This is a genomic window from Pseudomonas californiensis (genome assembly GCF_021147775.1).
Lineage (GTDB): Bacteria > Pseudomonadota > Gammaproteobacteria > Pseudomonadales > Pseudomonadaceae > Aquipseudomonas > Aquipseudomonas californiensis.
Genome location: NZ_JAGTPK010000028.1, coordinates 20,130 through 43,111, shown reverse-complemented (window position 1 = coordinate 43,111; position 22,982 = coordinate 20,130). Strand labels below are relative to the sequence as shown.

Below are 22,982 nucleotides of genomic sequence, written 5' to 3'. Positions count from 1 at the left end.
CGTGTGCCTGCGTACCGCAAACGGAGATGTCAGGCGAAGGTAGCGCCTCGGGCATTCACGAACACTGAATACAGCGAATGGCTGCTCGCCATGAACAAGCGGTTGCCTTCTCGTCCGCCGAAACAGATGTTGGCGCAGCGTTCCGGCAATGTGATATGGCCGATGGCTTTGCCTTGAAGATTGAAGATACGCACGCCGTCGAGCTTCTCCAGATCGGCTTTCGCGTCACCGTTGCCACCCCAGCCACACCACAGGTTGCCACCTTCATCGCATTTGATGCCGTCGATAGCGGCGTACTCCAGACCTTCGATATGGTTGCGACGCGCACCCAGAGTCCCATCGTCGTTGACCGTGATGGCCCAGATGATCCCGTGCGGTTTGGCTCGTCCTTCGACCACGTACAGGGTTTTCTCGTCCGGTGAAAAGCACAGGCCATTAGGACCGTTCAGGTCGTCGATGACCCGACCGACCTTACCGTCCGCGGGATCGATCCGATACACGCCGAACGGTTGGGACTGAGGGACTTTGTGCCCTTCGTAATCGCTGTTGGCCTGGAACATCGGGTCGGTGAACCAGATCGAGCCATCGCGCTTGCAGACAATGTCGTTGGGCGAATTGAAAGGCTTGCCGTCGAAGCTGTCCGCCAGCACCGTGATGCGCCCGTTGTATTCCGTGCGGGTGACGCGGCGGCCTTCAGTTGTCGTGCTCGAGCCTTCGCACACCAGTAACCGACCCTGTCGATCACGGCACATGCCATTGGAAAAATTCGAATGCTCGCGGTAGACCGACAGTCTGCCGGTCACCTCGTCCCAGCGCATGATGCGGTTGTTGGGAATGTCGCTGACCAGCAGATAACGGCCGTCACCGATCCAGACCGGCCCTTCTGCCCAGCGCAGGCCCGTGGCGAGCTTCTCCACACTGGCGTTAAAGATGCGCAGGTCCTTGAAGCTGTCATCCAGCACACTGATCAGAGGGTCGGGGTAACGCTGAGTAAGCGGTTCGGCGAAAGAAAAACGTGGCAGCGCGCCAATGGCTGCAACCGTCGCGGACACCGCGAAGGACTTTTTCAGAAACCCTCTGCGCCCCTGATCACTCAATGTGTCTGACTGCGAAAAATCCATGGTGCATCTCCATTGCTTGTTGTTGGAAGAGATTGTCGGGGCAAGCGTCCCACCGCTGTCCCGGGTTTTCAGACAGCACCAACCCGGCTTGAGTGCGGCCGGCACATGACAATCCGCCACTCAGGCTGGGGCTCGGGACGAGTTTGCGGTATCGTGCGCGGCTCCCTGCAACAGTCTATCCAAGGACTCATCCATGCCTTCAGGCAAGCGCGAACAGGCTCGAATCGAAAGGCGTCTGATCGCAGCGCTGACCCGGGCGTGCGAAACAGCCAAGTCCGAAATAGTTGGCTTCTGCTGGCTGACCCACGAGGTCGATTACGCCAGGTTCGCCGACAGTCTGCAGATCATCTGGGTGTTCGACACACAGGCCAGCAAGGATCAGGCAATGGCCGGCGGACAGGATCAACGCATGGTCCAACTGACCGCCCAAGCGCTGGAAGATGCAGGCCTGGAGGTGGCGCAGATCGCCGGCTGCGTGTATTTCGACAGTGAAGAGCAGTGCCAGCGTGACCATGACGGCAACTGGCAAAAGCGCATCCTGCGCACCTACGTCAAGCGAGGCTGAGGCATGGCAAAAGACATCGAAAACCCCTGCATTTCAGTGTGCCAACTCAGCGGCGATCTGTGCGTGAGTTGCGGCCGCACCAAGGACGACATCCGCAAATGGAAACGAATGAAACGTCCCGAAAAGATGGCGGCGGTACAGCGCGCAACGCAACGGATGAAAAGCCTGCAGAAAAAGACCGTCTGAGACGTAAATATATAGATGGCTGAGGGTGAAACTTCCTGAAACATAGTCGTGTCAGTATTTTCCGTGGCTCGCGGGGTTGGAGTCTGACGTATTACGGGAATAGTCTCCTTGGCCAGTCATGCAGATCGCCGCAATACACTGTCTCTGGACAGCTTGAACTTCTTCCTCGCGGACGTTCGCGATGGGCTCGGTCCCTACCTTGCTATCTATCTGCTGGCCGTCCACAAGTGGGACCCTGCCAGCATTGGCGTGGTGATGACGATTGCTGGCATTGCCGGCCTGCTGACCCAAACGCCAGCGGGCGCCCTGATCGACCGCACACTTTATAAACGCGGCATGATCGGCGCAGCCGCCCTGCTGGTGACGCTGAGCTGTCTGGTGTTGCCTTTCACCTCTTCGTTCACGCTGGTGGCTCTGACCCAGGCACTGAGCAGCGTCGCAGCCTCGGTGTTCGCACCCGCCATCGCGGCGATCTCGCTGGGCATCACTGGTCCTAAAGCCTTTACCCGACGTACAGGCCGCAACGAAACCTTCAACCACGCGGGTAACGCATGTGCGGCGCTGCTGGCGGGTGGGTTCGCGTACTTGTTTGGCCCGGTGGCGGTGTTTTACCTGATGGCCGCCATGGCCCTGGCGAGCATCGTCGCAATCAGCTTTGTATCCGCCAGCGCAATCGACCACGACGTCGCCAGGGGTTTTGACGCCAACCATGTGCATGATGACAATCATCCGTCCGGCTTCGCGGCCCTGCTGAGCAACAAACCGCTTCTGCTGTTTGGCATCTGTTGCGCGCTGTTCCATCTGGCCAACGCTGCGATGCTGCCGCTGGTCAGCCAGAAGCTCTCGCAGATCAATATGCAGATGGCGACGCCCTTGACGTCGGCCTGCATCGTGGCGGCGCAACTGGTCATGGTCCCCGCCGCGCTTCTGGTCGGCATGAAAGCCGATGTCTGGGGACGCAAACCGCTGTTGCTGGCGGGCTTTCTGATTCTGCCGATACGCGGCGTGCTGTATACGTTGTCTGATGACCCGTATTGGCTGGTTGCCGTACAAATGCTCGACGGCATCGGTGCCGGCCTGTTCGGCGCGCTGTTCCCGCTGATGGTCAAGGACCTGACTCAAGGTACCGGGCGCTTCAATGTGAGCCTCGGCGCGCTGTCGACCATGTTCGGTCTGGGTGCCGCACTCAGCAACAGCCTGGCTGGCTTCGTGGTACAGGCTGCAGGCTACAGCGCAGCATTCATGACCCTCGCGGGCGTGGCGGCGGCAGCATTTTGTCTGTTGTGGTTGGCAGTGCCGGAGACCCTGGTGGCCGATCAGCGCGAGATAGACAAAACCGGACCGGCGCTGACAACCTGAACCGGATCACCGCAGCGCTGTTTCGACCTGAGCGAGCGTAATGACCCGCACCTGCCACCCCTCTGCGTGGCAGGTCGCGATCACCAGGCCGTCGCCCGGCCCTTGCATGCCGCCCACCCAGCGGCCTGATGCGTCCCACAACCCGCTGCGCCCGGCACTGTCCCAGCCGCCAGTCGGTCCGCCATGGTTGGCCATCAGCACCGGCAGCCCATGGCGCCGGGCATGACGCTCAAGCAAGGCCGCGTCGTTTTCGTAACCCCCCGGCGAAATCAGCACACTGGCGGCGTACACCCAGACGCCCGCCTCTGCCATCCGCTGTACATGCTCGGGATGGCTGAAGTCGGCGCATACACACATGCCCAGCTGTCGATTGCCTAGTGGCACGAGACAATCGCCACTACCAGCCGTGAACACCTTGTCCTCGCCTGGATGCAGATACTGTTTGGCATAGGCGATGATTTCACCTTGCGCCGTGAACGTCAGCGCACCGATGTAAACCCTGCCCCCGGCACCCTTCAGCGGCATGCCCACGGTCGTGACCAGGCCCAGGTGGTTGGCCAGCGCGCGTACCGGTTCGAGGCGCTCATCATCCGCAGTCATCGCACACTCACCGGCGATATCCGGCTCGTAACCGGTCAACGACAGCTCGGGAAACATCACGTAGTTCGCCCCGGCGTCGGCCGCATGCTGCATGAAACGCAGGTGCCCGGCGAGGTTGTGTTCAATCATTCCGGGGGCAGAGCAAAACTGCGCAGCGGCAAGTGTGACAGGGGCCATGAGGTCGTCCATAGAGTGAAAGCGCGGGCAGACTTTACCTGCAGAACCTGTCAAACGCAGCAACTTCGGCTGTGCCGCCGACGCATCTGAAACACATTCGCCACGTACTAACGGGCCATTAATCAGCCACTAATGCGTCATACATAGTTACATATGTATCGAAGACTAACGTTGTACGACGTCCTATCTTGTCAATTAGTGAGTCATGTCTCAATACAATAACAATGGAGATCAACACATGCCCAGCACTCCCTCAGCCGAAGAAAAAGTGACGTCTGCAAACGAGCCCCGCCTCAAAAAACTGGCCAAGCTGCTCGGCCCCGGCATCATCGCTGTCTTGTCCTGGCTTGGCGCGGGAGACCTGATCACTTCGTCGGTCGCTGGCGCCAGTTACGGCTACGCGATGATGTGGGTGCTGGCGATTTCTCTACTGCTCAGATTCCTGATCGTCAACATCATTGCCCGCTTTCAGCTGTGCAACAACCAGGGCATGACGATCCTGCAGGGCTACGCGCAACTGCATCCGTTCTTCGCCTGGTTCATGCTCGCCTACGCGCTGCTGATGGGTCACCTGATCAACGCCTACATGATCAAGGGTGCCGGTGAATCGCTGGCGATGTTGCTGAACATCAATCAGCCATTGCTCTGCTCGGTCGCGGTGGTGATCGCTGTGTGGTTGTTGGTAGGACGCAATATCTACACGATGATCGAAGGTGTGATGAAAGTGCTGCTGGCGATCATGACCCTGGCCTTCCTGACCCTGGCAATCATGTCCGGGCCGGACGTTTCCGGCATCATCAAGGGCACCATTGGCTTCAGTATTCCGCCGGATGAAGGCGTCCATGGCGCGCTGCTGGTGGCGGTATCGGTGATCGGCGCGGTAGCCGGTTCCATCGCCAACTTCGTCCACCCGTATGTAATGCGCGAAAAAGGCTGGACTGGCCCGGAGCACAAGCGCATCCAGCGCAACGACCTGCTGTTTGCAGTGATCGTCGGCATCATCATCAACCTGGCAATCTGGGTGGTCGGTGTTGAAATTTTGCGCCCCAACGGTATTCAGGTGAACACGCTGGGTGACCTGGGCAAAGCACTGGAACTGTTCTTCGGGCCACTGGGCTGGTACATCTTCTTCATCGGGGTGTTTGCCACTCTGTTCGCCAGCATCTCGGGCAAGACCACGGCTTTCCCGATGCTGATCACCGACGCTTTCCAGCACATCCGCCCGAAACGCCGCGCCCGTTATGGCAAGGAGTTCCACCGCGACCCGATGCACAAATGGTTCATGCTGTTCATCCTGGTGACGCCGCTGATCTGGTCGCTGCCCGGCATGCCGGACTTCGTGACCCTGACCCTGGGCGTCAACGCGCTGAACATCGTGGGGCTGCCGATCATCTCGCTGGGCCTGTTGATCATGTCCAACCAGAAATCGCTGCTGGCCAAGGAATACCGCAACAACCTGTTCGAAAACATCGCGCTGACCTTCGCAACAGGGCTGGCATTGTGGGTGGCTTTCCAGCTGGGTACCGAACTGCTGGCATGACTGTGCAGGTGCTGGCCAACGCCGGAAAACTTGCAGCTGTGTTACGAACCGGAATGGCACATTGAAGTCTGATCAATGTGCCATTCCGGCACTTCACAGGAATCATGATGATGGCCGGTCCGTCTTCTTCATTGCAGTTCAGTTTCCAGCTTGCCGCGTTGCTGGCCGGCGCCATGACCTTGTCACAGGCGCAGGCGGCGGAAGTCAGCACGTACGCCGCAGATGGTCAGGACAAGCTTGCCACGACTCATTACGAAACCAATAACGTGTATTCGGTGCGCAGTTCAAACGTGTCACTGGCGGATCTGCAGCAGTTGCTGAACGACTCAAAACGCAACGCCGCAGAGCTGGCCAGCCTGAAAGAAACCGTCAATGCCCAGGCCCGCCTGATCGATGAACTCAAGCGAAGCTCGGGTTCTACCGCCAACAGCAGCGACCTGTCTGATATCAAACGTGATATCAGCGACACGAAAAACGACGTGAACTGGTTGAAAAGCACGGTCAACAGCCTCAACAGCCGAGTCAAGTAACGCCCTCCCATCCCCAACAACGCGAACGGCGTTCTGTCCGTTCGCGCTCTCGCAGCTTGCCGCTCATCCGCGCTAAAACCGACTGGCACCTGCCTCCCTCATGACGCGCCAACAGCTCACGCAGCCTGATACCCGGAAATGCCTGAATTTCTACGTATCCATATAGAAACAATTCTCATCAGTGATGTTATATTGTAACTACAACTATCAGGAAGTCTCACATGTCGTCTCGTAGAATCGTGTCCGTGGCAGGTTTCGCAATCGGGGTTTTGAGCAACACCGGCTTTGCAGAAGAACAACCCAAAGCCATTGAGCTGGAAAGTGTCAACGTCACCTCGGATTATTCGTATGAAACCGCCACCAGCCCGGTTCAGGGTTATCGGGCCACGCGTTCTGCGACGGCGACCAAGACTGACACGGCCATCAAGGACATCCCGCAATCGATCAGCGTGGTCCCTGCCTCGGTCCTCAAGGACCTGGGCAGCAACAATGTCGAGCGCGCATTCGACTATGCCGGGGGTGTGTCGAAGCAGAACAACTTCGGCGGGCTGACGCTGTTCGAGTACAGCATTCGCGGCTTCACCACCTCGGAATTCTACAAGGACGGCTTCAGCGCCAACCGCGGCTACCCTGCTACACCGGACGCGTCCAACATCGAACGTATCGAAGTACTCAAAGGCCCTGCCGCCAGCCTGTACGGCCGTGGCGACCCCGGCGGCACCGTCAATATCGTGACCAAAAAGCCTCAGCGTGAAGCCTTTACCACCTTGCAAACCAGCGCTGGCAGTTGGGACCGCTACCGCACTGCACTGGACGTCAACACGCCACTGGATGAAGCCGGCACGTTGCTGTCGCGGGTCAATCTTGCGGTCGAGGACAACAACAGCTTTCGCGACCACGTTGAAAGCAAACGCGTATTCGTCGCGCCCTCCATCAGTTGGCAACTGAACCCGGACACCAGCCTGCTGGTGGAAACCGAGTTTGTGCGCCAGAAGTCGACCTTCGACCGCGGCATCGTTGCGCCCAACAACAAGTGGAGCGGCGTATCGCGCTCGACGTTTCTGGGCGAGCCGGACGACACTATCGACAACGACAACAACATGATCCAGTTCGCGCTGGACCATCAGCTCAACGATGTCTGGTCGCTGCGTCTGGCCAGCCATTACAAGCAGGGCGAACTGTCCGGTTTTGCCAGTGAATCGCGCGCGTTGAACGCCGACGGACACACCGTCAATCGCCGCTATCGCGAACGAGACAACAACTGGCACGACAGCATCACTCAGCTGGAACTGCGTGGCCGTTTCGATGCGGTGGGCCTCGAGCATGAAGTGCTGATCGGCACCGAGTACGAGAACTACCGCAAAAACGAGCGGGTCACCACCATTGCGGGTACGCCTTACGCCATCGATATCTACAACCCGGTATATGGTCAGCCCAAACCAAACGGCGCCCGCTCAGGTACTGATTTTTATGAGCACGTCGAAAGCCGCGCGTTGAACCTGCAGGACCAGATTGTGTTTACCGACAAGTTGCGCGGCATGATTGGCGCCCGCTACGAGCATTTCGACCAGCAGATCGACGACTTCACCACCAACGCTACCTCTGGCCAGCGTCATGATGCGTTCACTCAGCGCGCAGGCCTGCTCTATCAACTCACGCCGCAAGTCGGTCTGTTCGCCAACGCCTCGACATCATTCAAGCCCAATAACGGCCTGGATGCGGCGGGCAAGACATTCGACCCGGAAGAAGGCGTCGGCTATGAAGCCGGGATCAAAAGCGAACTGTTCGATGACCGTTTGAGCACTACCCTCGCCGCTTTCCATATCGAGAAGGAAAATGTATTGGCGCTGGACACGGCCACCGACACCAATCGTGCCGTGGGCAAGGCCCGTAGCCAGGGTCTGGACCTGCAATTCACTGGGCAGCTCACCGATGCCGTTCGAGTCATCGGCGCCTTTGCCTATATCGATGCCGAAGTGACCAAGGGCGACCGCACCATCCCGGCCGGTAGCCGGATTCTGGGCGTGGCCAAACACAGCGGCAGCTTGCTGGGCGTGTACGAATTCCAGGAAGGCGTGCTGCGCGGCTCAGACGTTGGCGCGGCCTACACCTATGTGGGTGATCGCTCTGGCCAATCGGGCACGGATTTCGAGCTGCCGGCCTATCAGACCGTAGACCTGCTGGCGCATTACAAGGCCAGCGATAACGTCACGGTGGGCCTGAACCTCAACAACATTTTCGACGAAAAATACTACGAGCGCTCGTTCAGCAATTTCTGGGTAGCGCCGGGCGAACCGCGTAATCTCACGGTCAGCCTGACACTGAATCTCTGATCTTCACCTTCACCCGAACACTGATCACAACAACAAGGATGCATCATGCTTTCATCAAAACCTGTTCTGGCCCTTAGTCTGCTTGGCGCACTGTTCGCAGCCCAGGTCAGCGCGCATGGCCTGTGGACCGAGCAACGCCGTGGCAACATCGAAGTGGTTTACGGCCACGGCGCCGAAGACAACGCCTTCAAGGCTCAGAAAATCAGCGGTGCCTGGGCTTATGACGCTCACGGCAAGATGATTCCAGTGACCGTACAGCGCCTCGACGACCATGCGCGTCTGGTTCCGCTGAAGCCGCCCGCCGTCATGTCCGTTGCGCTGGACAACGGTATGTGGACGCGCAATGCCGACAAGAAGTGGATCAATGAAGGCCGCAGCAAGGTGCCTAACGGCACCGATTCTATTCACACCTTCAAATACAGTGTCGCGATCTACCAGGAAGGCGCAGAGCTGCCTTCGTTCGAGAAGCTCAACTTCGTCATCGTGCCGCAAGCTGATCCGTTGAAGGTAGGCGTTGGCAAAACGCTGGCGGTGCGGGTGCTGCTCGACGGTAAACCGGCTGCGGGCATCAAGCTGATCGGCGACTACCGCAGCGCGCCCGACGTGGTCAGTGCCGAAACGGATGCCCAGGGCCTGGCCAACGTGGTCGTGCGCAACGAAGGGTTGAATATCATTGCCGCCGAAGTGACGCTGCCGGTGAAGGACAACGCTGACATTGCCGAACGAGGCCTGTTTACCTCGCTGACGTTCGTGGGTGAAGAACACCACGATTGATGGGCGGCGATGAGATTCAAGGTTTATCTGAGCACAAAAAAATCGCCTGCTGATGCAGGCGATTTTCATTGTGCAGCGTGTTTCCAGGCTCAGAGATACTTGAGCCAGGTGATATCACGGCGACGCGCCTTGAGCGCCGCGAACCAGCGTACGGCCGGAAACAACACCACGGCGAGCACCGCTGCGGTCAGCCAGACACCCCACATGTAATCGAAACCGAAGTAGCTGCCCTGATTCTTGCCCCAGATCGCGACGGCGATGAGGTACAGAATCTTCAGCACGTAGAGGTGCAGCAGGTAGAAAAACATCGGCGCCGAGCCCAGTACTACCAGCGGCCGCAACCAGGACTTTTCCTGGCTGCGCTCGAACCAGATCAATGTCAGCAGACCAAGGCCCAGCGTCAGGCTGATGAACAGCAAAGACGGCGGGTATTTGGTGATATTGAGAAAGCTCATCGCTGTCTTCAGGCCCGTCTCGCCGACGCTCCACGGCTTTTCGCCGTAACCGTTGATCAAGCGCAGCACCACGAAACCCACCAACGCGCCCGCGCCACACATCCACAATCGGGTACGGCGCGTCGCGGCGTCGAAACCGGCGGCGAACCATGGGCCTGCGGCATAACCCAGAGCAATGATGCCGATCCACGGCAACAGCGGGTACGAGGTACGCAAACGCAATGTGTCTGAGACTTCGATCCAGCCGCGATCATGCAGGATCGCCCATGGGATGTGCATGGCCGACTCCACACCAAAATGCAGCGAGTCGAGCAGGTTGTGACCGGCGATGATCACCACGCCAATCACGACCAGCGCCCAGCGTGGCAGGAACACCATCAACGACAGCGCCACCATGCTCAGGCCGATGGCCCAGATCACCTGCAGGTAAATGACCGTCGGCGGAAACTGGAAGGTCCAGGCAAAGCTCACCAGGGTGAACTCGAGCGCAATCAGAAACAGGCCACGCTTGAGCAGAAACGCCGAAACGTCGCGCTTGCCGCTGTATTTTTCACCATACAGATAAGCCGAAAGTCCGGTCAGCAGCACGAACAGCGGTGCACAGACATGCGCCAGCAGGCGGCTGAAAAACAGCTCTGGCGCGGTGGTGGCAACGTCCATCGGGTCCAGAACCTGACGGTGCAGGAAGAAGGTTTCCCGCACGTGGTCCAGCAGCATGAAAAGAATGATCAGGCCGCGAAGAGCATCGATCGAGCGCAGCCGGGAAGCCGGCGCGCGGGGTTGATGAACAGCTGTTGTCATGGAAGTCAGGGTCCGTAGCGTTATCGAGGGTTAAAACTCGTTCTGAAGCGCCTTGTAGCCGCGCACCAGGTCAATGTTGGTATGGGCCACGTCTTCGGAAAACTCCGACGCAGAGATGCTCACTGGCGGGAATTGCGAAAGGTCGGTATTAGGCCCGATCCGGGTAGTGGACGGCACGTAAAAGTTTTCCGGCAGGTCGCGGCCGTCGACTACCGAGTTGTGGCGCACGACGCTGCCGTTACCTACCTGACAGTTGAACAGCACGCTGTTGAAGCCGATGAACACCCGGTCGCCGACCTGACATGGACCATGCACGATGGAACGGTGCGCGATGGAGGTGAACTCGCCAATCGTCACCGCCGCGCCGGACTTGGAATGGATGACCACGCCGTCCTGGATATTGGAATTGGCACCGATGACAATCGGCTCCATGTCGCCGCTCGCATCGACTTCGTCAGCGCGAATCACCGCGTAGGGCCCGACAAACACATTGTCCTTGATGATGACCTTGCCGCAGATGATCGCGGTTTTATCGATATAGGCAGATTCGGCAATCACCGGCAGGTGGCCAGACGGATTTTTACGGATCACGGTATTAACCTCAGGACAGGTAGTTGGAAGTCTGTGCGGCCGCATCGTGAGGATGCAGGCTTTCAAAGTGGCGCACGCTCACGCTGGATGCTGCATAGCGACCTTTCAGCATTTGCTGGATCTTGCGGGCCGCGTCTTCGACGTACATGAGGTTCTGGCCATTGAGCCGGGCGAATGCTTGCTCATCGGCGCGTTTGACGGCGGTCTGCACCGGTGTGCCCAGCGCCTCTTCAACGGCATCGATCAACACCATCAGCCCCAGTTCGCCCGCCTGCTCCGGTACACGCACCTGGACCGTCGCCAGGCTGCGCTGGCTGTGAGGAGTGGCGAAGGAGCCGTTTTCCCGCAACCAGATCGCGACCTGCATCGGGTCGACGAATGTCTGCCGGCCGAATCGTGCAGCGAACGCCTCCTCCAGCAATTGCCGCGACAGCGCTGCAGAGCATGGGCAGGTCGACGAGTAGGTGATACCCACCGAAACATCGAGGCACAGGCGGCCTGCCTGCCACGTGGCATTGAGCGTGACCGGGTAGGACTTCCATCCGCTGAGCCCTTCGGTTACAAGGGCCGGACGACGGCACAACAGATTGAACGCCATCTTGATTCGGGCCTGCGCCGAGCGACAATCCGCATGGCTTTCAACCATGGCTTCAAGTAATGCGGACAAGGTATCGGGGCTGAGCACCTGATGCTCGGCGAAACCGTCGAGCAAGCGGTACAGGCGTGACATATGGATGCCCTTGACGCTCGGATCAGCCAGATCGACCTGCAGATCCACGTAAGCATGTACCGGTGCCTTGCTATCCGGCTCGCCAAGCATTATCGGCACTTCAACGCCTTGCATACCGACCCAGTCGAGCGCGATCAGGGCCGAGGAAACTTCCGTCAGAGCAACATCAGGGAGGGGGCTGTTCATGTTCGTCGGTCGTCTCGATAGCGAACTTCGCCGCAGAGGCGAAGCTGATGTAAGCGGTTTACAGCGCCCGTGAACGCCACTGCAAATTTGTTACACTATAACATTATAATTCATCTGAGGATCAATCTGGATGCGTTGCCTGAAGCCAGGCGTGCATCAGGTTCTGGACAACGCCTCAATCACGAAGTCGCGGAACGCCGCGACCGCTGCTGGCAAGTTGCGCCCGGCCATGCTTTGCAGCTCGATGCGCCGCGCCTTCATGCCTTCGTCACTGATAGGCAGGGATATAAGCTGTTGCTCTTGAACACGCGTGGTCAGGGTCATTTCGCTGGACAGCGTGATGCCGCCCTCCTCACTGACAAATCGCAGCAGCGCGCCAATGTAATTGCTGGTCAGCACCGGATCGAACATCAGCCCCTGAACACCGCAACAGATGTCGAACAGCTGGCGCAGCGTCGTATCGGTGTTGGTCAGGGCAATGGCGTAGGGTTGCAGCTCTGCAAGCGATACCTCATCGCGCGCTGCCAATGGATGGTCGGGGCTTACCACCGCGCAGATCGCGCCGCTGTGAATGTGTTCGACCTTGATTTCGTTTTGCGGCGTGAGGCTGAACGTCATGCCAAGGTCTGCATCACCGGAACGCACCCGTTCGGTAGCGTGTGCGGGCGCGCAGACTTCCAGCGAGAAATGAATGCCCTGATAGATCCGCCGAAACCGGGCGATGCATTGCGGCAGAAAATCCAGGGCAAAACCCTCTGAACACGCCAGCCGTACGTGGCCGCGTTGCAGCCCTTGCAGTTCGGTGATCTCCAGCACCACCTGCTCGGCCTCCAGTTGCGACTTGCGCGCGTACGCGGCCAGACGTATGCCCGCTTCGCTCAGCATCATGCCGCGGGCCTGGCGTTCGAACAGCACCGCGTCCAGCTCGCGCTCAAGCTTGCCGATCTGCCGGCTGACCGCTGACGACGCGACATTGAGCCGGATTGATGCCTCGCTGATGGAGCCGCATCGCGCCACTTCAAGGAAGTAGCGCAAGGCCGTGGATTGCACGCCGTAAAGTTGCATTGCCGCTCCTGCGTTGCCTTTTAGGCAATGAAAGGTTCGAAATATTGTGCTTGCGGCATTGATACGCTTTGCCTAGAGTCGTGTCGAGGCCAAACATTCGATCAACAGAAAAACGGCCCTGCGTAACACCTCCTCTTCTCGCATTTGCGACCCACTGCCCTTTGATACAACCACTTCGCCTTGGAGACAACGGCATGGGCATCAAGGGTTTCGCTCGCAGCATCGCGCTGTTGGGCCTGTTCAGCAGCTGTTCCGCCTTCGCCGGCAAAGCCGACGACACACTGGTTTACGCCTCCGACAGCGAGCCGGAAAACATCAGTCCTTATCACAATGACCTGCGAGAAGGCGTGATTCTGGGTCGCCTGATCTGGGACAACCTGGTCTACCGCAACCCCGACAGCGGTCAGTACGAACCGATGCTGGCAACCAGCTGGAAGCAGGTCGATGACACGACCATCGATTTCCAGCTGCGTGAAGGCGTGAAGTTCCACAACGGCGACGCGTTCACCGCCGACGACGTGGTGTTCACGCTCAATTATGTGGTGTCGCCTGAGTCCAAGGTGGTCACGGTACAAAACGTCGACTGGATCAAGAGCGCCGAAAAACTCGGCGACTACAGCGTCCGCCTGCACTTGAAGAAGCCCTTCCCACCTGCGCTGGAGTACCTGTCCAACGCGGTGCCGATGTTCCCGAAAAAGTATTTCGAGCAAGTCGGCCTGGCGGGCTTCAGCCGCAAGCCTATTGGCACCGGCCCTTACAAAGTGACGGCCATCGCGGCGGGCGAAGGCGTGAAGCTGGACAAGAACGCCGATTACTTTCAGGGCAGCCCACAAGGCCAACCGAAGATTGGGCACATCAACTTTCGGGTCATCGCCGATGCGGAAACACGCCTGGCCGAGTTGATGACGGGTGGTATCGACTGGACCTGGCGTGTCGCCCCAGATCAGGCTGAAAACCTCAAGGCCATGCCAAATCTGGTGGTCACCAGCGGCGCCACCATGCGCATCGGCTTTCTGATCCTCGATGCACGCGGCACCTCCACCGCTGACTCGCCGATGAAGCACTTGAAGGTGCGTCAGGCAATCAACCATGCGATCAACCGTGAAGGTCTGGCCTCGCAACTGGTCGGTGGCGAGAGCAAGCCGCTGCAAGTGGCCTGTTACCCCGGCCAGTTCGGCTGCGATACCACGGCTGCCACGGTTTACAACTACGACCCGGCAAAAGCCAAGGCGCTGCTGGCTGAAGCGGGTTACCCGAACGGTTTCGAAACCGAGATATTCGCGTACCGCGACCGTGACTACGTGGAAGCCATCATCGGCAACCTGCGCGCTGTAGGCATCAACGCCAAATTGCGCTACCTGAAGTACGCCGCCTTGCGTGACCAGCAACGTGGCGGCAAGGTGCCGATGTCGTTCCAGGCCTGGGGTTCATTCTCGATCCTCGACACCTCGGCCTCTGCCGGGACCTGGTTCAAGGGCAACCCTGACGACAACATCAAGGACCCGCAAGTCCAGGGCTGGCTGCAGACCGCCGACAACGCACTGGACCCGCAAGTGCGCAAGGACAACTACCGCAAGGCATTGCAGCGCATCAGCGAACAGGCCTACTGGGCGCCGCTGTTCAACTACTCGATGAACTACGCCTACGTGTCGGACCTGAACTTCAAGCCCTACCCCGACGAGTTGCCGCGCTTCGTGCTGTCGAGCTGGAAGTAGAGCTGTGTGCATCACCCGGTGAGACCGACTGCCGGGCGCGCATAGCGTCTGGCACCGGGATCCTCCAGCCACTCCATGGACACAAGGTGACTTGCCATGTCTGGATTTCTCTTGCGCCGTCTGGCCATCGCTCTTTGCGTGGCGATTACCGTATCGGTGATCAGCTTCTCCCTTCTCCACCTGTCGGGTGACCTTGCAACCGCCATCGGCGGACCGGAAGCCACCAGCGAACAGATCGAACAGATTCGGGTCCAGTACGGCCTCAACAAGCCATTGGTCACGCAATACTTCGAGTGGCTGGGCGATGTGGTGCGCCTCGATCTGGGCGACTCGTTCTTCTTTCAGGAATCGGTCTACAACCTGATCGCTTCGCGCCTGTCGATTACCCTCGGACTCGGTGCCATGGCCTTGGGCATCGCGCTGCTGATTGCCATCCCGCTGGGCGTGCTGGCAGCGGTCAAGCGCGACACATGGATTGATCGGCTGGCGCTGAGTATCGCCGTGCTGGGCCAGGCCATGCCGAGTTTCTGGTTTGCGCTGATGCTGATCGTGGTGTTCTCGGTCACCCTGAAATGGCTGCCGGTATCGGGCAATTCGACCTGGGCGCATTTTGTCATGCCCGCGATTGCGCTGGGTTACTACGCCACCCCGGCAATCATGCGCCTGACCCGCGCCGGCATGCTCGACGTGCTCAATTCCGACTATATCCGCACCGCACGTGCCAAGGGCCTGCGACCGCACACGGTGCTGTTCAAACACGCGCTGCGTAATGCCCTGATTCCCGTGGTAGCGCTGGCGGCAGTGGAGTTCGGCTTCATGCTGGGCGGCTCGGTGGTCATCGAAACGGTGTTTTCGCTGCAAGGCATCGGTCAGTTGGCCTGGGACGCGATTGCCCGTGATGACTTTCCCGTGGTGCAGGCGGTGGTGCTGCTGATTGCGGTGATCTACATCGTCCTCACGCTGCTGGCAGACGTCCTCAACGCACTGCTCGACCCGCGCATCCGCGTGAAATAGGAGGCCCCATGAGCACAACTACCTCATCCTCGCTGGTCATCAACGATTACCAGCCACCGGCCAAAAGCGTCTGGCGCACGCTGCGCGCCAGCTTCGGCCACCGCGGTTTTGCCATAGGCGCCGTGCTGCTGATGGTCATCCTGTTCGCCGCGCTGTTCGCCCCCTGGCTTGCGCCCTACGACCCTTACACCCAGGATGTGATGCTGCGCATGAAACCTCCCGTGTGGATGGCCAACGGCACGTGGGAATACATGCTGGGCACCGACAAACTGGGCCGCGATTACCTCTCGCGACTGCTCTACGGTGCACGGATTTCGTTGTTCATCGGTTTTTCGGCAGCGCTGATCTCCGGCATCATCGGCACCATCATGGGCCTGCTGGCAGGCTATTTTGGCGGCAAGGTGGACGCGGTGATCAGCTACCTGATCACGACACGTCTGGCGATGCCCGTGGTGATGATTGCGCTGGCATCGGCCTCGTTGATCGGCGGTTCGCTGAAAGTGGTGATCATCTTGCTCGGCTGCCTGCTGTGGGACCGCTTTGCCGTGGTGGTCCGGGCTGCGGTGCAGCAGATTCGTGACGCGGAATACGTGGCGTCGGCGCAAGCACTGGGCTGTTCGACCCTGCGCATTCTGGCCAGCGAAATCCTGCCCAATCTGGTGGGCGCGCTGATTGTGGTCGCCACCCTGGAAATGGCCCACGCCATCCTGCTGGAGTCGGCGCTGTCGTTTCTGGGCGTCGGGGTGCAGCCACCCATTCCTTCGTGGGGGCTGATGATCGCCGAGGGCAAGCCCTACATGTTCTTTTCCCCTTGGGTCATCGCCATTCCCGGCGTCGCACTGATGGTACTGGTGCTCGGCATCAATCTGGTCGGTGACGGCCTGCGTGACCTGATCCTGCCCGACGGGCGCAACTGACAGAGGAGATCCGCACATGGCGCTATTGCATGTTGAAAACCTGCGTGTCGAGATCCCGCTGGGTCAGGACACGCTGCACGCGGTACGAGGCCTGGACTTTGCGGTCGAGCGTGGCGAGATGCTGTGCATCGTCGGCGAGTCCGGCTGTGGCAAATCCCTGACCTCGCTGGCGCTGATGGACCTGCTGCCGCGCAAGGCCCGACGCACCGCGACGCGGCTGAGCCTGGACGGCATCGACATGCTCACCCAGAGCGAACGGCAGATGTGTGACCTGCGCGGCAACCGGCTGGCAATGATTTTCCAGGAACCCATGACCTCGCTGAACCCGGCCTACAGCATTGGCGATCAGCTCTGCGAAGTGCTCACCCGACACCGCAAGGTGTCCCGCAAGGACGCCATGCTGCGGGCCGCGCAGATGCTCGAAAAAGTCGGCATCAGCAACGCTACCGAGCGCCTGCGTCAGTACCCGCATCAGTTGTCCGGCGGCCTGCGTCAGCGGGTGATCATTGCCATGGCGTTGATGTGCGAGCCGGACGTGATCATTGCCGACGAGCCAACCACCGCGCTGGACGTGACCATTCAGGCGCAGATCCTGCGCCTGATCCGCGACATCCAGAAGGAGTTCGGCCTCGCCGTGATCTTCATCACTCACGATTTGGGTCTGGTGGCGCGTATCGCCGACCGGGTCGCCGTGATGTACGCCGGGCAAATCGTCGAAACCGCGCCGGCGGTCGAGCTGTTCGAAAACCCGCAACACCCTTACACGCGTGGTCTGCTGGCGAGTATTCCGATCCCGGGACGCACCCAACCGGGCCAGCCACTGGGGTCGATTCCGGGGCTGGTGCCCAGCCTGGTGGGCGAGCAACACGGGTGCGCCTTTCGCAACCGCTGCCCGCAGGCCATTGCTGCGTGTGCGCAGGATGTTCCGCCCGTGGAAAGTACCGACCACATGACCCGCTGCCTGTTCGCGACGCCGACTTCCGGTCCCGCAGCCCACACGGCGCTGCGCCACGGAGGAGCACTGTCATGAGTGAAGCACTGAAAGCCCAGTCAACCAAAAAGGACATCGCGCTTGAGCTGTGCGACATACGCCGCGAGTTCACCATCAGCCGGGGCTTCTTCAAACCGGCCGCCACGCTCAAGGCGGTCGATGGCGTATCACTGCGTCTGATGCGCGGCGAAACACTCGGGCTGGTCGGCGAGTCCGGCTGCGGCAAAAGCACCCTGGCAAAAATGTTGCTGGGCTTGCTGGCGCCCAGCAGCGGCGATGTGCTGGTCAATGGCAAGCACTTGGCCGGAACCGACCGCAAGGAAATGGCGCGACGCATCCAGCCGATTTTCCAGGACCCGTATTCGTCACTCAACCCCCGCAAGACCCTGCGGGAAATCGTCACCCTGCCGCTGATCGTGCATGACATCGGCAGCAATGCCGAACGCCGCAAGCGCACCGAAGACATGATGGACGTGGTCGGTCTGCCCAAACGGGTCATCGACAGCTACCCCAGCCAGCTGTCCGGTGGTCAGCGTCAACGTGTGGCGATTGCCCGCGCACTGGTGATGCGTCCGGACGTGCTGATCTGTGACGAACCCACCTCGGCGCTGGACGTCTCGGTGCAGGCGCAGATTCTCAACCTGCTGCAAGACCTCAAGCAGGAGTTCGGCCTGACTTATCTGCTGATCAGCCACAACCTGGCAGTCATCGAACAACTCGCTGACCGGGTTGCGGTGATGTATCTGGGTCGGATCGTCGAAGAACGCAGCCGCGAATCGCTGTTCGCACGGCCCGGTCATCCTTACACCCAGGCACTGCTCGACTCGGTACTGACCCCGGACCCGCATCTGGGTATTCCTGACCTGGGTCTGCAGGGCACCTTTCCCAACCCGATGTCGCCGCCGTCAGGTTGCGCCTTTCACCCGCGCTGCCCCAGCTGCATGGCGGTGTGCAAGGACCAGTACCCGGCCAATGACAGCACCGAAGGCGGCACCGTCCGCTGCCATCTGCGCGACACCTCACAGACCCTGGAGTTGATCCCCTCATGAGTAGCCGTTCTCACGCCATCGACAACGCCGCTGAACAGTTCGACAACGGCGCGTTCTTCGCCCTGCTTGGCGAGAGCGTGGCGTATCCGACCCAGAGCCAGGAGGCCGAGAGCCTGCCGGAGCTTTACCGTTATCTGCATGAATTCATTACCCCGCATGTCGAGCGCCTGGGTTTCAGCGTCAAGGTCTATGACAACCCGGTCGCCGAACGCGGCCCGCTGCTGATCGCCACGCGCATTGAAGACCCCGCCCTGCCGACCCTGCTCAGTTATGGCCACGGTGATGTGGTGCGTGGCTACGACGCGCAGTGGCAGGAGGGCCTGTCGCCGTGGCAGGTGGTAGAGCGCGGTGAGCGCTGGTACGGCCGGGGCACGGCGGACAACAAGGGCCAGCACCTGATCAACCTGACCGCCCTTGAACAGACGCTCAAGGCCCGCGACGGCAAGCTGGGGTTCAACGTCAAGCTGCTGCTGGAAATGGGTGAAGAAGACGGCTCGCCCGGCCTGAGTGCATTTTGCCAGGCCCACGCCGAAGAGCTGGCAGCCGATATCTTTATCGCATCGGACGGCCCGCGTCTGGCTGCCGCGCGCCCGACCCTGTTTCTCGGCTCGCGCGGCGTGTTCAACTTCGAGCTGACGGTCAATCTGCGCGACGGCGCGCACCATTCCGGCAACTGGGGCGGGCTGCTTGCCAACCCCGGAATCATTCTGGCCAATGCCATCGCCAGCCTGGTCGATGAGCACGGTCGGGTAAAGGTTGCCGGGCTGATGCCCACGGCCATTCCCGACGCAGTGCGCAGCGCGCTGGCCGACATTGAAGTGGGCGGCGGGCCCGGCGACCCGGACATTGATCCGCACTGGGGCGAGCCAGGCCTTTCGCTCAGTGAAAAAGTCTTCGGCTGGAACACCCTGGATATTCTGGCGTTCAAGACCGGCAACCCCGACGCCCCGGTTCACGCGATCCCCGGCAAGGCCCATGCGCTGTGCCACATGCGGTTTGTGGTCGACAGCGATTACACGACCTTCATTCCCGCCGTACGTGCGCATCTGGACGCACACGGTTTTGCGCAGGTCGAGGTCAGGCAGACGCGCATGGACGTGATGCACGCCACTCGCCTTTCGCCCAACAGCCCGTGGGTCGGCTGGGCACTGGAATCGCTGGCCGCGACCACCGGCAAGAAGCCTGCATTGCTGCCCAACCTCGGCGGTTCGCTGCCCAACGACGTGTTCGCCGAAGTGCTCGGTTTGCCCACGGTCTGGGTGCCACACTCCTACCCCGCGTGTTCGCAGCATGCGCCCAACGAGCATCTGCTCGCCCCGGTGGTCAAAGAAAGCCTGCAGATCATGGCCGGTCTATTCTGGGACCTGGGCAGCGATGGCATCCGCCTGGCCCGCGAACACAACGCACAGGAGCGCACGCAGTGAATGACGCACAACAACACGCCACGCACTGGCTCGCAGGCCAGTTTGAGGCGATGGAATCTCTGCTGCAGCAGTTGGTCGATACCGACTCCAACAGTTACGACAAGGCCGGTGTCGATGCCGTGGGGGAGCTGTTGACCGCGCAACTGCGTGCCGACGGCATCCACGTCGAGCGCATGCCGGTCGAAGGCTTCGGCGACGTGCTGCTCGCCGAACTGCCCGGCGGCCCAGGCAAGCCGGTGTTGCTGCTGGGTCATCGAGACACGGTATTCCCCAAGGGCACCACTACCACGCGAGGCTACACCCGAGACGCTGAACGAGCCTATGGCCCCGGCGTCGCAGACATGAAAGGCGGGCTGGTGCTCAATTGCTTCGCCCTAAAGGCGCTGAAACGCGCCGGGCCGCTGCCGTTTCCCGTGCAGATTCTGTACACCGGCGACGAAGAAATCGGTTCCGCCAGCGCCCGCAGCCATATCGAAACCCATGCACGGGCGGCTCGCGCTGTGCTCAACCCGGAGCCGGGCCGGGCCAGCGGCAACGTGGTCAGCGCCCGCAAAGGCGGCGCCACGCTGATCATCGAAGTCAGCGGCCGCGCTGCGCATTCGGGGGTCAACCATGCCGACGGCGCCAGCGCTGTCCAGGCCCTGGCGCACAAGGTCATCAAGCTCCACGCCTTGACCGATTACGCCGCGGGCATCACCACCAACGTCGGGCTGATGTCGGGTGGCACCTCCAGCAATACCGTGGCCCAAAGCGCCACGGCAAAACTCGATGTGCGCTTTGTCGAGCTCAAACAATGGGACGCCATACTGCGCGCTATCCAGACCATCGTCGCCGAAGAAGAACTGCCCGGCACTTCAGCAAAACTGCTGGAAGCCACCACCTTTCTGCCGATGGAGGCGATGCACAGCGCCGATTTGCTGAACATCTATCAAGGTATCGCGACGGAACTGGGCTTCAAGGTCGAGGGCGAGTTTACCGGCGGTTGCGCCGACTCGGGCTTCACCGCCAGCCTTGGCATTCCGACCTTGTGCGGTCTGGGGCCTGTCGGCGGCAAGGTGCACACTGACAGCGAATACCTGGAACTCGATACTCTGGTTCCCAGAGGGCAGGCACTGGTAGCGACGATACTGGCATTGGCCGAGCGGCACGATTGACCGCCCTGTCCGTCTCAGGTTCGCAGCCCAACTGGCGCAGCGAAAACGCGCGAACTGCAAGCCATCTTCATGCACTTGATTGAGGAACATTTCATGGCCACATCGTCCGACCTGCCCGGCAAATCCGCCACTGAACTGCGCGCCCTGATCGGCAACCGGCAGCTTTCCCCTGTGGAGCTGCTGGAGGCGTGCATCACGCGCATCGAGGCACTCAATCCGAAGATCAACGCCTTTGCCGCGACCTGTTTCGAGCGAGCCCGCAAAGAGGCGGTACTGGCCGAGCAGGCCGTGATGCAGGGCAAACCGCTGGGCCTTTTGCACGGTCTCCCCATCGGCATCAAGGACCTGGAAGAAACCGCCGATGTGCTGACCACCTATGGCTCGCAGCTGTTTCGCGACAACGTGCCGAGCCAGGACAACCTGTTTGTCGAGCGCTTGCGCGGTGCCGGCGCCATCATGGTCGGCAAGACCAACGTGCCGGAACTCGGCGCGGGCGCCAACACACGCAACGTGGTGTGGGGCGCAACGGGAAATCCGTTCAACCCAACGCTCAATGCCGGGGGCTCCTCCGGCGGTTCGGCTGCGGCGCTTGCGGTTGACATGGTGCCATTGTGCAGTGGCTCGGACACCGGTGGCTCGCTGCGCATACCCGCAGCGCTGTGTGGCGTCGTCGGTTTGCGCCCTTCGCCGGGGCTGGTGCCAAGTGAGCGCAAAAAACTGGGCTGGACACCGCTCTCGGTGGTCGGGCCAATGGGCCGCAACGTGGCCGACACCCTGCTGCAACTGCGAGCCAGCGCTGGATTGGGGCAATCCGACCCGCTGAGCTACGCCGTGGCCAACGACGAGTTCGCGCCGCGCACGGTCGACCTCAGCACGTTGCGCGTCGGCTACAGCGAGGATTTCGGCGCCTGCGCAGTGGATGACCGGATCCGGGCGGTGTTCCGCGAAAAAATCAGCGGCTTGAAATCGCTGTTCAAGTCCTGCGAACCCATCGACCTGAACCTGGGCAGTGCCAACCGCACCTTCGACGTACTGCGCGCTGAGGCCTTCGTCGCCGGCTTGCAGGACGCCCATGACCGTGACCCGGATGCGCTGGGGCCCAACACCCGGGCCAACTTCGACATGGGTGCTGCCATGTCATTGCAGGATTGCGTCAAGGCCCACAGCGAGCAGAGCCGCATCTTCCGCAGTTTTCAGCGGCAGTTCGAACAGTACGACCTGATCCTCGCACCCACCACACCCGTTTCACCGTTCCCGTGGAGCGAGCTGTACCTGCGCGAGGTCAACGGTGTGCAGCTGGACAACTACTACCGCTGGCTGGCGCTCTGCTACACCATCACCCTGACCACCAACCCGGCGCTGTCGCTGCCATGCGGCACTGACCACAACGGCATGCCGTTCGGGCTGCAGATGATTGGCGGGTTCCGGGCTGACGCGAGACTGTTGGCCTGTGCCCACGCGCTGGAGCAGGCTACCGGTGCCGACCCTCGCCTGTCGCGCCCGCGCCCGGACCTGCAAACGCTGCTGAGCTCGGCGGTCGACCTGACGCACATCGTCACGCATCCGCCAATTTATGGTGGTTCGAACACCCCCAAGCCGGACATCGGCGCCATGTGAAAAGACAAGACAATACGCAGCTCGAGGCGTCGCGTCTGGATAGGTAAAGTGGCTGCGCTGGTTCATACTGCGCGGCCATGTCCTCAAG

21 protein-coding genes are annotated in these 22,982 nt (G+C 60.5%); 15 read left to right on the top strand and 6 right to left on the bottom strand.

Going from position 1 to position 22,982, the window contains the following annotated elements:
* Positions 1 to 29: 29 nt before the first annotated feature.
* Entirely contained in the window at positions 30 to 1,121 is a 1,092-nt protein-coding gene (locus KDX37_RS21965; protein WP_231655128.1) for an SMP-30/gluconolactonase/LRE family protein, read from the bottom strand.
* Positions 1,122 to 1,314: 193 nt separating this feature from the next.
* Between KDX37_RS21965 and KDX37_RS21960 the strand changes: the two genes are divergently transcribed.
* The 3 genes from KDX37_RS21960 (at position 1,315) to KDX37_RS21950 (ending at position 3,231) form a co-directional block, all read left to right on the top strand.
* Positions 1,315 to 1,686 carry a hypothetical protein gene (locus KDX37_RS21960; RefSeq protein ID WP_231655127.1) on the top strand — a complete coding sequence of 124 codons (372 nt, stop codon included), beginning with the start codon at positions 1,315 to 1,317 and terminating at the stop codon, positions 1,684 to 1,686.
* A 3-nt stretch (positions 1,687 to 1,689) separates the two neighbouring features.
* On the top strand, positions 1,690 to 1,872 hold the full coding sequence (locus KDX37_RS21955; protein ID WP_004886489.1) for a DUF1289 domain-containing protein: 183 nt from the start codon (positions 1,690 to 1,692) through the stop codon (positions 1,870 to 1,872).
* A 108-nt stretch (positions 1,873 to 1,980) separates the two neighbouring features.
* The gene (locus KDX37_RS21950) at positions 1,981 to 3,231 is read left to right on the top strand and encodes an MFS transporter (RefSeq protein WP_231655126.1); all 1,251 of its coding nucleotides are present in this window, start codon (positions 1,981 to 1,983) and stop codon (positions 3,229 to 3,231) included.
* Positions 3,232 to 3,237: 6 nt separating this feature from the next.
* Here KDX37_RS21950 and KDX37_RS21945 read toward each other — a convergent pair whose 3' ends face one another.
* Positions 3,238 to 4,008 (bottom strand): carbon-nitrogen hydrolase family protein, encoded by a 771-nt coding sequence (locus KDX37_RS21945; RefSeq protein ID WP_231655125.1) that lies wholly within the window; start codon positions 4,006 to 4,008, stop codon positions 3,238 to 3,240.
* Between the two features lie 238 nt (positions 4,009 to 4,246).
* Here KDX37_RS21945 and KDX37_RS21940 point away from each other — a divergent pair, with 238 nt between their 5' ends.
* The 4 genes from KDX37_RS21940 (at position 4,247) to KDX37_RS21925 (ending at position 9,185) form a co-directional block, all read left to right on the top strand.
* Positions 4,247 to 5,548, top strand: a complete 1,302-nt coding sequence (locus KDX37_RS21940) for an Nramp family divalent metal transporter (protein WP_231655124.1) — start codon at positions 4,247 to 4,249, stop codon at positions 5,546 to 5,548.
* A gap of 110 nt (positions 5,549 to 5,658) precedes the next feature.
* On the top strand, positions 5,659 to 6,078 hold the full coding sequence (locus tag KDX37_RS21935) for a hypothetical protein (protein WP_231655123.1): 420 nt from the start codon (positions 5,659 to 5,661) through the stop codon (positions 6,076 to 6,078).
* A gap of 221 nt (positions 6,079 to 6,299) precedes the next feature.
* Positions 6,300 to 8,411 carry a TonB-dependent siderophore receptor gene (locus tag KDX37_RS21930; RefSeq protein ID WP_231655122.1) on the top strand — a complete coding sequence of 704 codons (2,112 nt, stop codon included), beginning with the start codon at positions 6,300 to 6,302 and terminating at the stop codon, positions 8,409 to 8,411.
* A gap of 45 nt (positions 8,412 to 8,456) precedes the next feature.
* Entirely contained in the window at positions 8,457 to 9,185 is a 729-nt protein-coding gene (locus KDX37_RS21925; RefSeq protein ID WP_231655121.1) for a DUF4198 domain-containing protein, read from the top strand.
* Between the two features lie 89 nt (positions 9,186 to 9,274).
* Here the strand turns inward: KDX37_RS21925 and KDX37_RS21920 are convergent, their stop codons facing one another.
* From KDX37_RS21920 to KDX37_RS21905, 4 genes are all read right to left on the bottom strand, one after another.
* Positions 9,275 to 10,441, bottom strand: a complete 1,167-nt coding sequence (locus KDX37_RS21920; protein WP_231655120.1) for a DUF1624 domain-containing protein — start codon at positions 10,439 to 10,441, stop codon at positions 9,275 to 9,277.
* A gap of 30 nt (positions 10,442 to 10,471) precedes the next feature.
* Positions 10,472 to 11,032, bottom strand: coding sequence for a gamma carbonic anhydrase family protein (locus tag KDX37_RS21915; protein ID WP_083184171.1), 561 nt, complete (start codon positions 11,030 to 11,032; stop codon positions 10,472 to 10,474).
* A gap of 10 nt (positions 11,033 to 11,042) precedes the next feature.
* Positions 11,043 to 11,948 (bottom strand): GTP cyclohydrolase FolE2, encoded by a 906-nt coding sequence (folE2, locus tag KDX37_RS21910; protein ID WP_231655119.1) that lies wholly within the window; start codon positions 11,946 to 11,948, stop codon positions 11,043 to 11,045.
* 156 nt (positions 11,949 to 12,104) lie between these two features.
* Complete coding sequence (locus KDX37_RS21905) at positions 12,105 to 13,013, bottom strand: LysR substrate-binding domain-containing protein (RefSeq protein ID WP_231655118.1); 909 nt, start codon at positions 13,011 to 13,013, stop codon at positions 12,105 to 12,107.
* A gap of 194 nt (positions 13,014 to 13,207) precedes the next feature.
* On the opposite strand from KDX37_RS21905, the gene KDX37_RS21900 reads away from it, so the two are divergent.
* From KDX37_RS21900 to KDX37_RS21865, 8 genes are all read left to right on the top strand, one after another.
* Positions 13,208 to 14,728, top strand: coding sequence for an ABC transporter substrate-binding protein (locus KDX37_RS21900; protein WP_231655117.1), 1,521 nt, complete (start codon positions 13,208 to 13,210; stop codon positions 14,726 to 14,728).
* Positions 14,729 to 14,824: 96 nt separating this feature from the next.
* The gene (locus tag KDX37_RS21895; RefSeq protein WP_231655116.1) at positions 14,825 to 15,742 is read left to right on the top strand and encodes an ABC transporter permease; all 918 of its coding nucleotides are present in this window, start codon (positions 14,825 to 14,827) and stop codon (positions 15,740 to 15,742) included.
* Between the two features lie 8 nt (positions 15,743 to 15,750).
* A complete protein-coding gene (locus tag KDX37_RS21890; protein ID WP_231655115.1) occupies positions 15,751 to 16,659 on the top strand; it encodes an ABC transporter permease in 909 nt (302 codons plus the stop codon).
* A 16-nt stretch (positions 16,660 to 16,675) separates the two neighbouring features.
* The gene (locus KDX37_RS21885; protein ID WP_231655114.1) at positions 16,676 to 17,689 is read left to right on the top strand and encodes an ABC transporter ATP-binding protein; all 1,014 of its coding nucleotides are present in this window, start codon (positions 16,676 to 16,678) and stop codon (positions 17,687 to 17,689) included.
* Positions 17,686 to 18,699, top strand: coding sequence for an ABC transporter ATP-binding protein (locus KDX37_RS21880; protein ID WP_231655113.1), 1,014 nt, complete (start codon positions 17,686 to 17,688; stop codon positions 18,697 to 18,699). Before KDX37_RS21885 ends, KDX37_RS21880 begins: the two co-directional genes overlap by 4 nt.
* Complete coding sequence (locus KDX37_RS21875; protein WP_231655112.1) at positions 18,696 to 20,123, top strand: M20 family metallopeptidase; 1,428 nt, start codon at positions 18,696 to 18,698, stop codon at positions 20,121 to 20,123. The genes KDX37_RS21880 and KDX37_RS21875 overlap by 4 nt, the downstream gene beginning before the upstream one ends.
* Positions 20,120 to 21,277, top strand: a complete 1,158-nt coding sequence (locus KDX37_RS21870) for a M20 family metallopeptidase (RefSeq protein WP_231655111.1) — start codon at positions 20,120 to 20,122, stop codon at positions 21,275 to 21,277. The genes KDX37_RS21875 and KDX37_RS21870 overlap by 4 nt, the downstream gene beginning before the upstream one ends.
* 93 nt (positions 21,278 to 21,370) lie before the next feature.
* Positions 21,371 to 22,894 (top strand): amidase, encoded by a 1,524-nt coding sequence (locus tag KDX37_RS21865; protein ID WP_231655110.1) that lies wholly within the window; start codon positions 21,371 to 21,373, stop codon positions 22,892 to 22,894.
* Positions 22,895 to 22,982 lie beyond the last annotated feature (88 nt).

Bases quoted from the DNA above. Each gene is read 5' to 3' on its own strand.
- KDX37_RS21965 (WP_231655128.1), bottom strand. From the start codon at position 1,121: ATGGATTTTTCGCAGTCAGACACATTGAGTGATCAGGGGCGCAGAGGG.
- KDX37_RS21960 (WP_231655127.1), top strand. From the start codon at position 1,315: ATGCCTTCAGGCAAGCGCGAACAGGCTCGAATCGAAAGGCGTCTGATC.
- KDX37_RS21955 (WP_004886489.1), top strand. From the start codon at position 1,690: ATGGCAAAAGACATCGAAAACCCCTGCATTTCAGTGTGCCAACTCAGC.
- KDX37_RS21945 (WP_231655125.1), bottom strand. From the start codon at position 4,008: ATGGCCCCTGTCACACTTGCCGCTGCGCAGTTTTGCTCTGCCCCCGGA.
- KDX37_RS21940 (WP_231655124.1), top strand. From the start codon at position 4,247: ATGCCCAGCACTCCCTCAGCCGAAGAAAAAGTGACGTCTGCAAACGAG.
- KDX37_RS21935 (WP_231655123.1), top strand. From the start codon at position 5,659: ATGGCCGGTCCGTCTTCTTCATTGCAGTTCAGTTTCCAGCTTGCCGCG.
- KDX37_RS21930 (WP_231655122.1), top strand. From the start codon at position 6,300: ATGTCGTCTCGTAGAATCGTGTCCGTGGCAGGTTTCGCAATCGGGGTT.
- KDX37_RS21925 (WP_231655121.1), top strand. From the start codon at position 8,457: ATGCTTTCATCAAAACCTGTTCTGGCCCTTAGTCTGCTTGGCGCACTG.
- KDX37_RS21920 (WP_231655120.1), bottom strand. From the start codon at position 10,441: ATGACAACAGCTGTTCATCAACCCCGCGCGCCGGCTTCCCGGCTGCGC.
- folE2 (WP_231655119.1), bottom strand. From the start codon at position 11,948: ATGAACAGCCCCCTCCCTGATGTTGCTCTGACGGAAGTTTCCTCGGCC.
- KDX37_RS21905 (WP_231655118.1), bottom strand. From the start codon at position 13,013: ATGCAACTTTACGGCGTGCAATCCACGGCCTTGCGCTACTTCCTTGAA.
- KDX37_RS21900 (WP_231655117.1), top strand. From the start codon at position 13,208: ATGGGCATCAAGGGTTTCGCTCGCAGCATCGCGCTGTTGGGCCTGTTC.
- KDX37_RS21895 (WP_231655116.1), top strand. From the start codon at position 14,825: ATGTCTGGATTTCTCTTGCGCCGTCTGGCCATCGCTCTTTGCGTGGCG.
- KDX37_RS21890 (WP_231655115.1), top strand. From the start codon at position 15,751: ATGAGCACAACTACCTCATCCTCGCTGGTCATCAACGATTACCAGCCA.
- KDX37_RS21885 (WP_231655114.1), top strand. From the start codon at position 16,676: ATGGCGCTATTGCATGTTGAAAACCTGCGTGTCGAGATCCCGCTGGGT.
- KDX37_RS21880 (WP_231655113.1), top strand. From the start codon at position 17,686: ATGAGTGAAGCACTGAAAGCCCAGTCAACCAAAAAGGACATCGCGCTT.
- KDX37_RS21875 (WP_231655112.1), top strand. From the start codon at position 18,696: ATGAGTAGCCGTTCTCACGCCATCGACAACGCCGCTGAACAGTTCGAC.
- KDX37_RS21865 (WP_231655110.1), top strand. From the start codon at position 21,371: ATGGCCACATCGTCCGACCTGCCCGGCAAATCCGCCACTGAACTGCGC.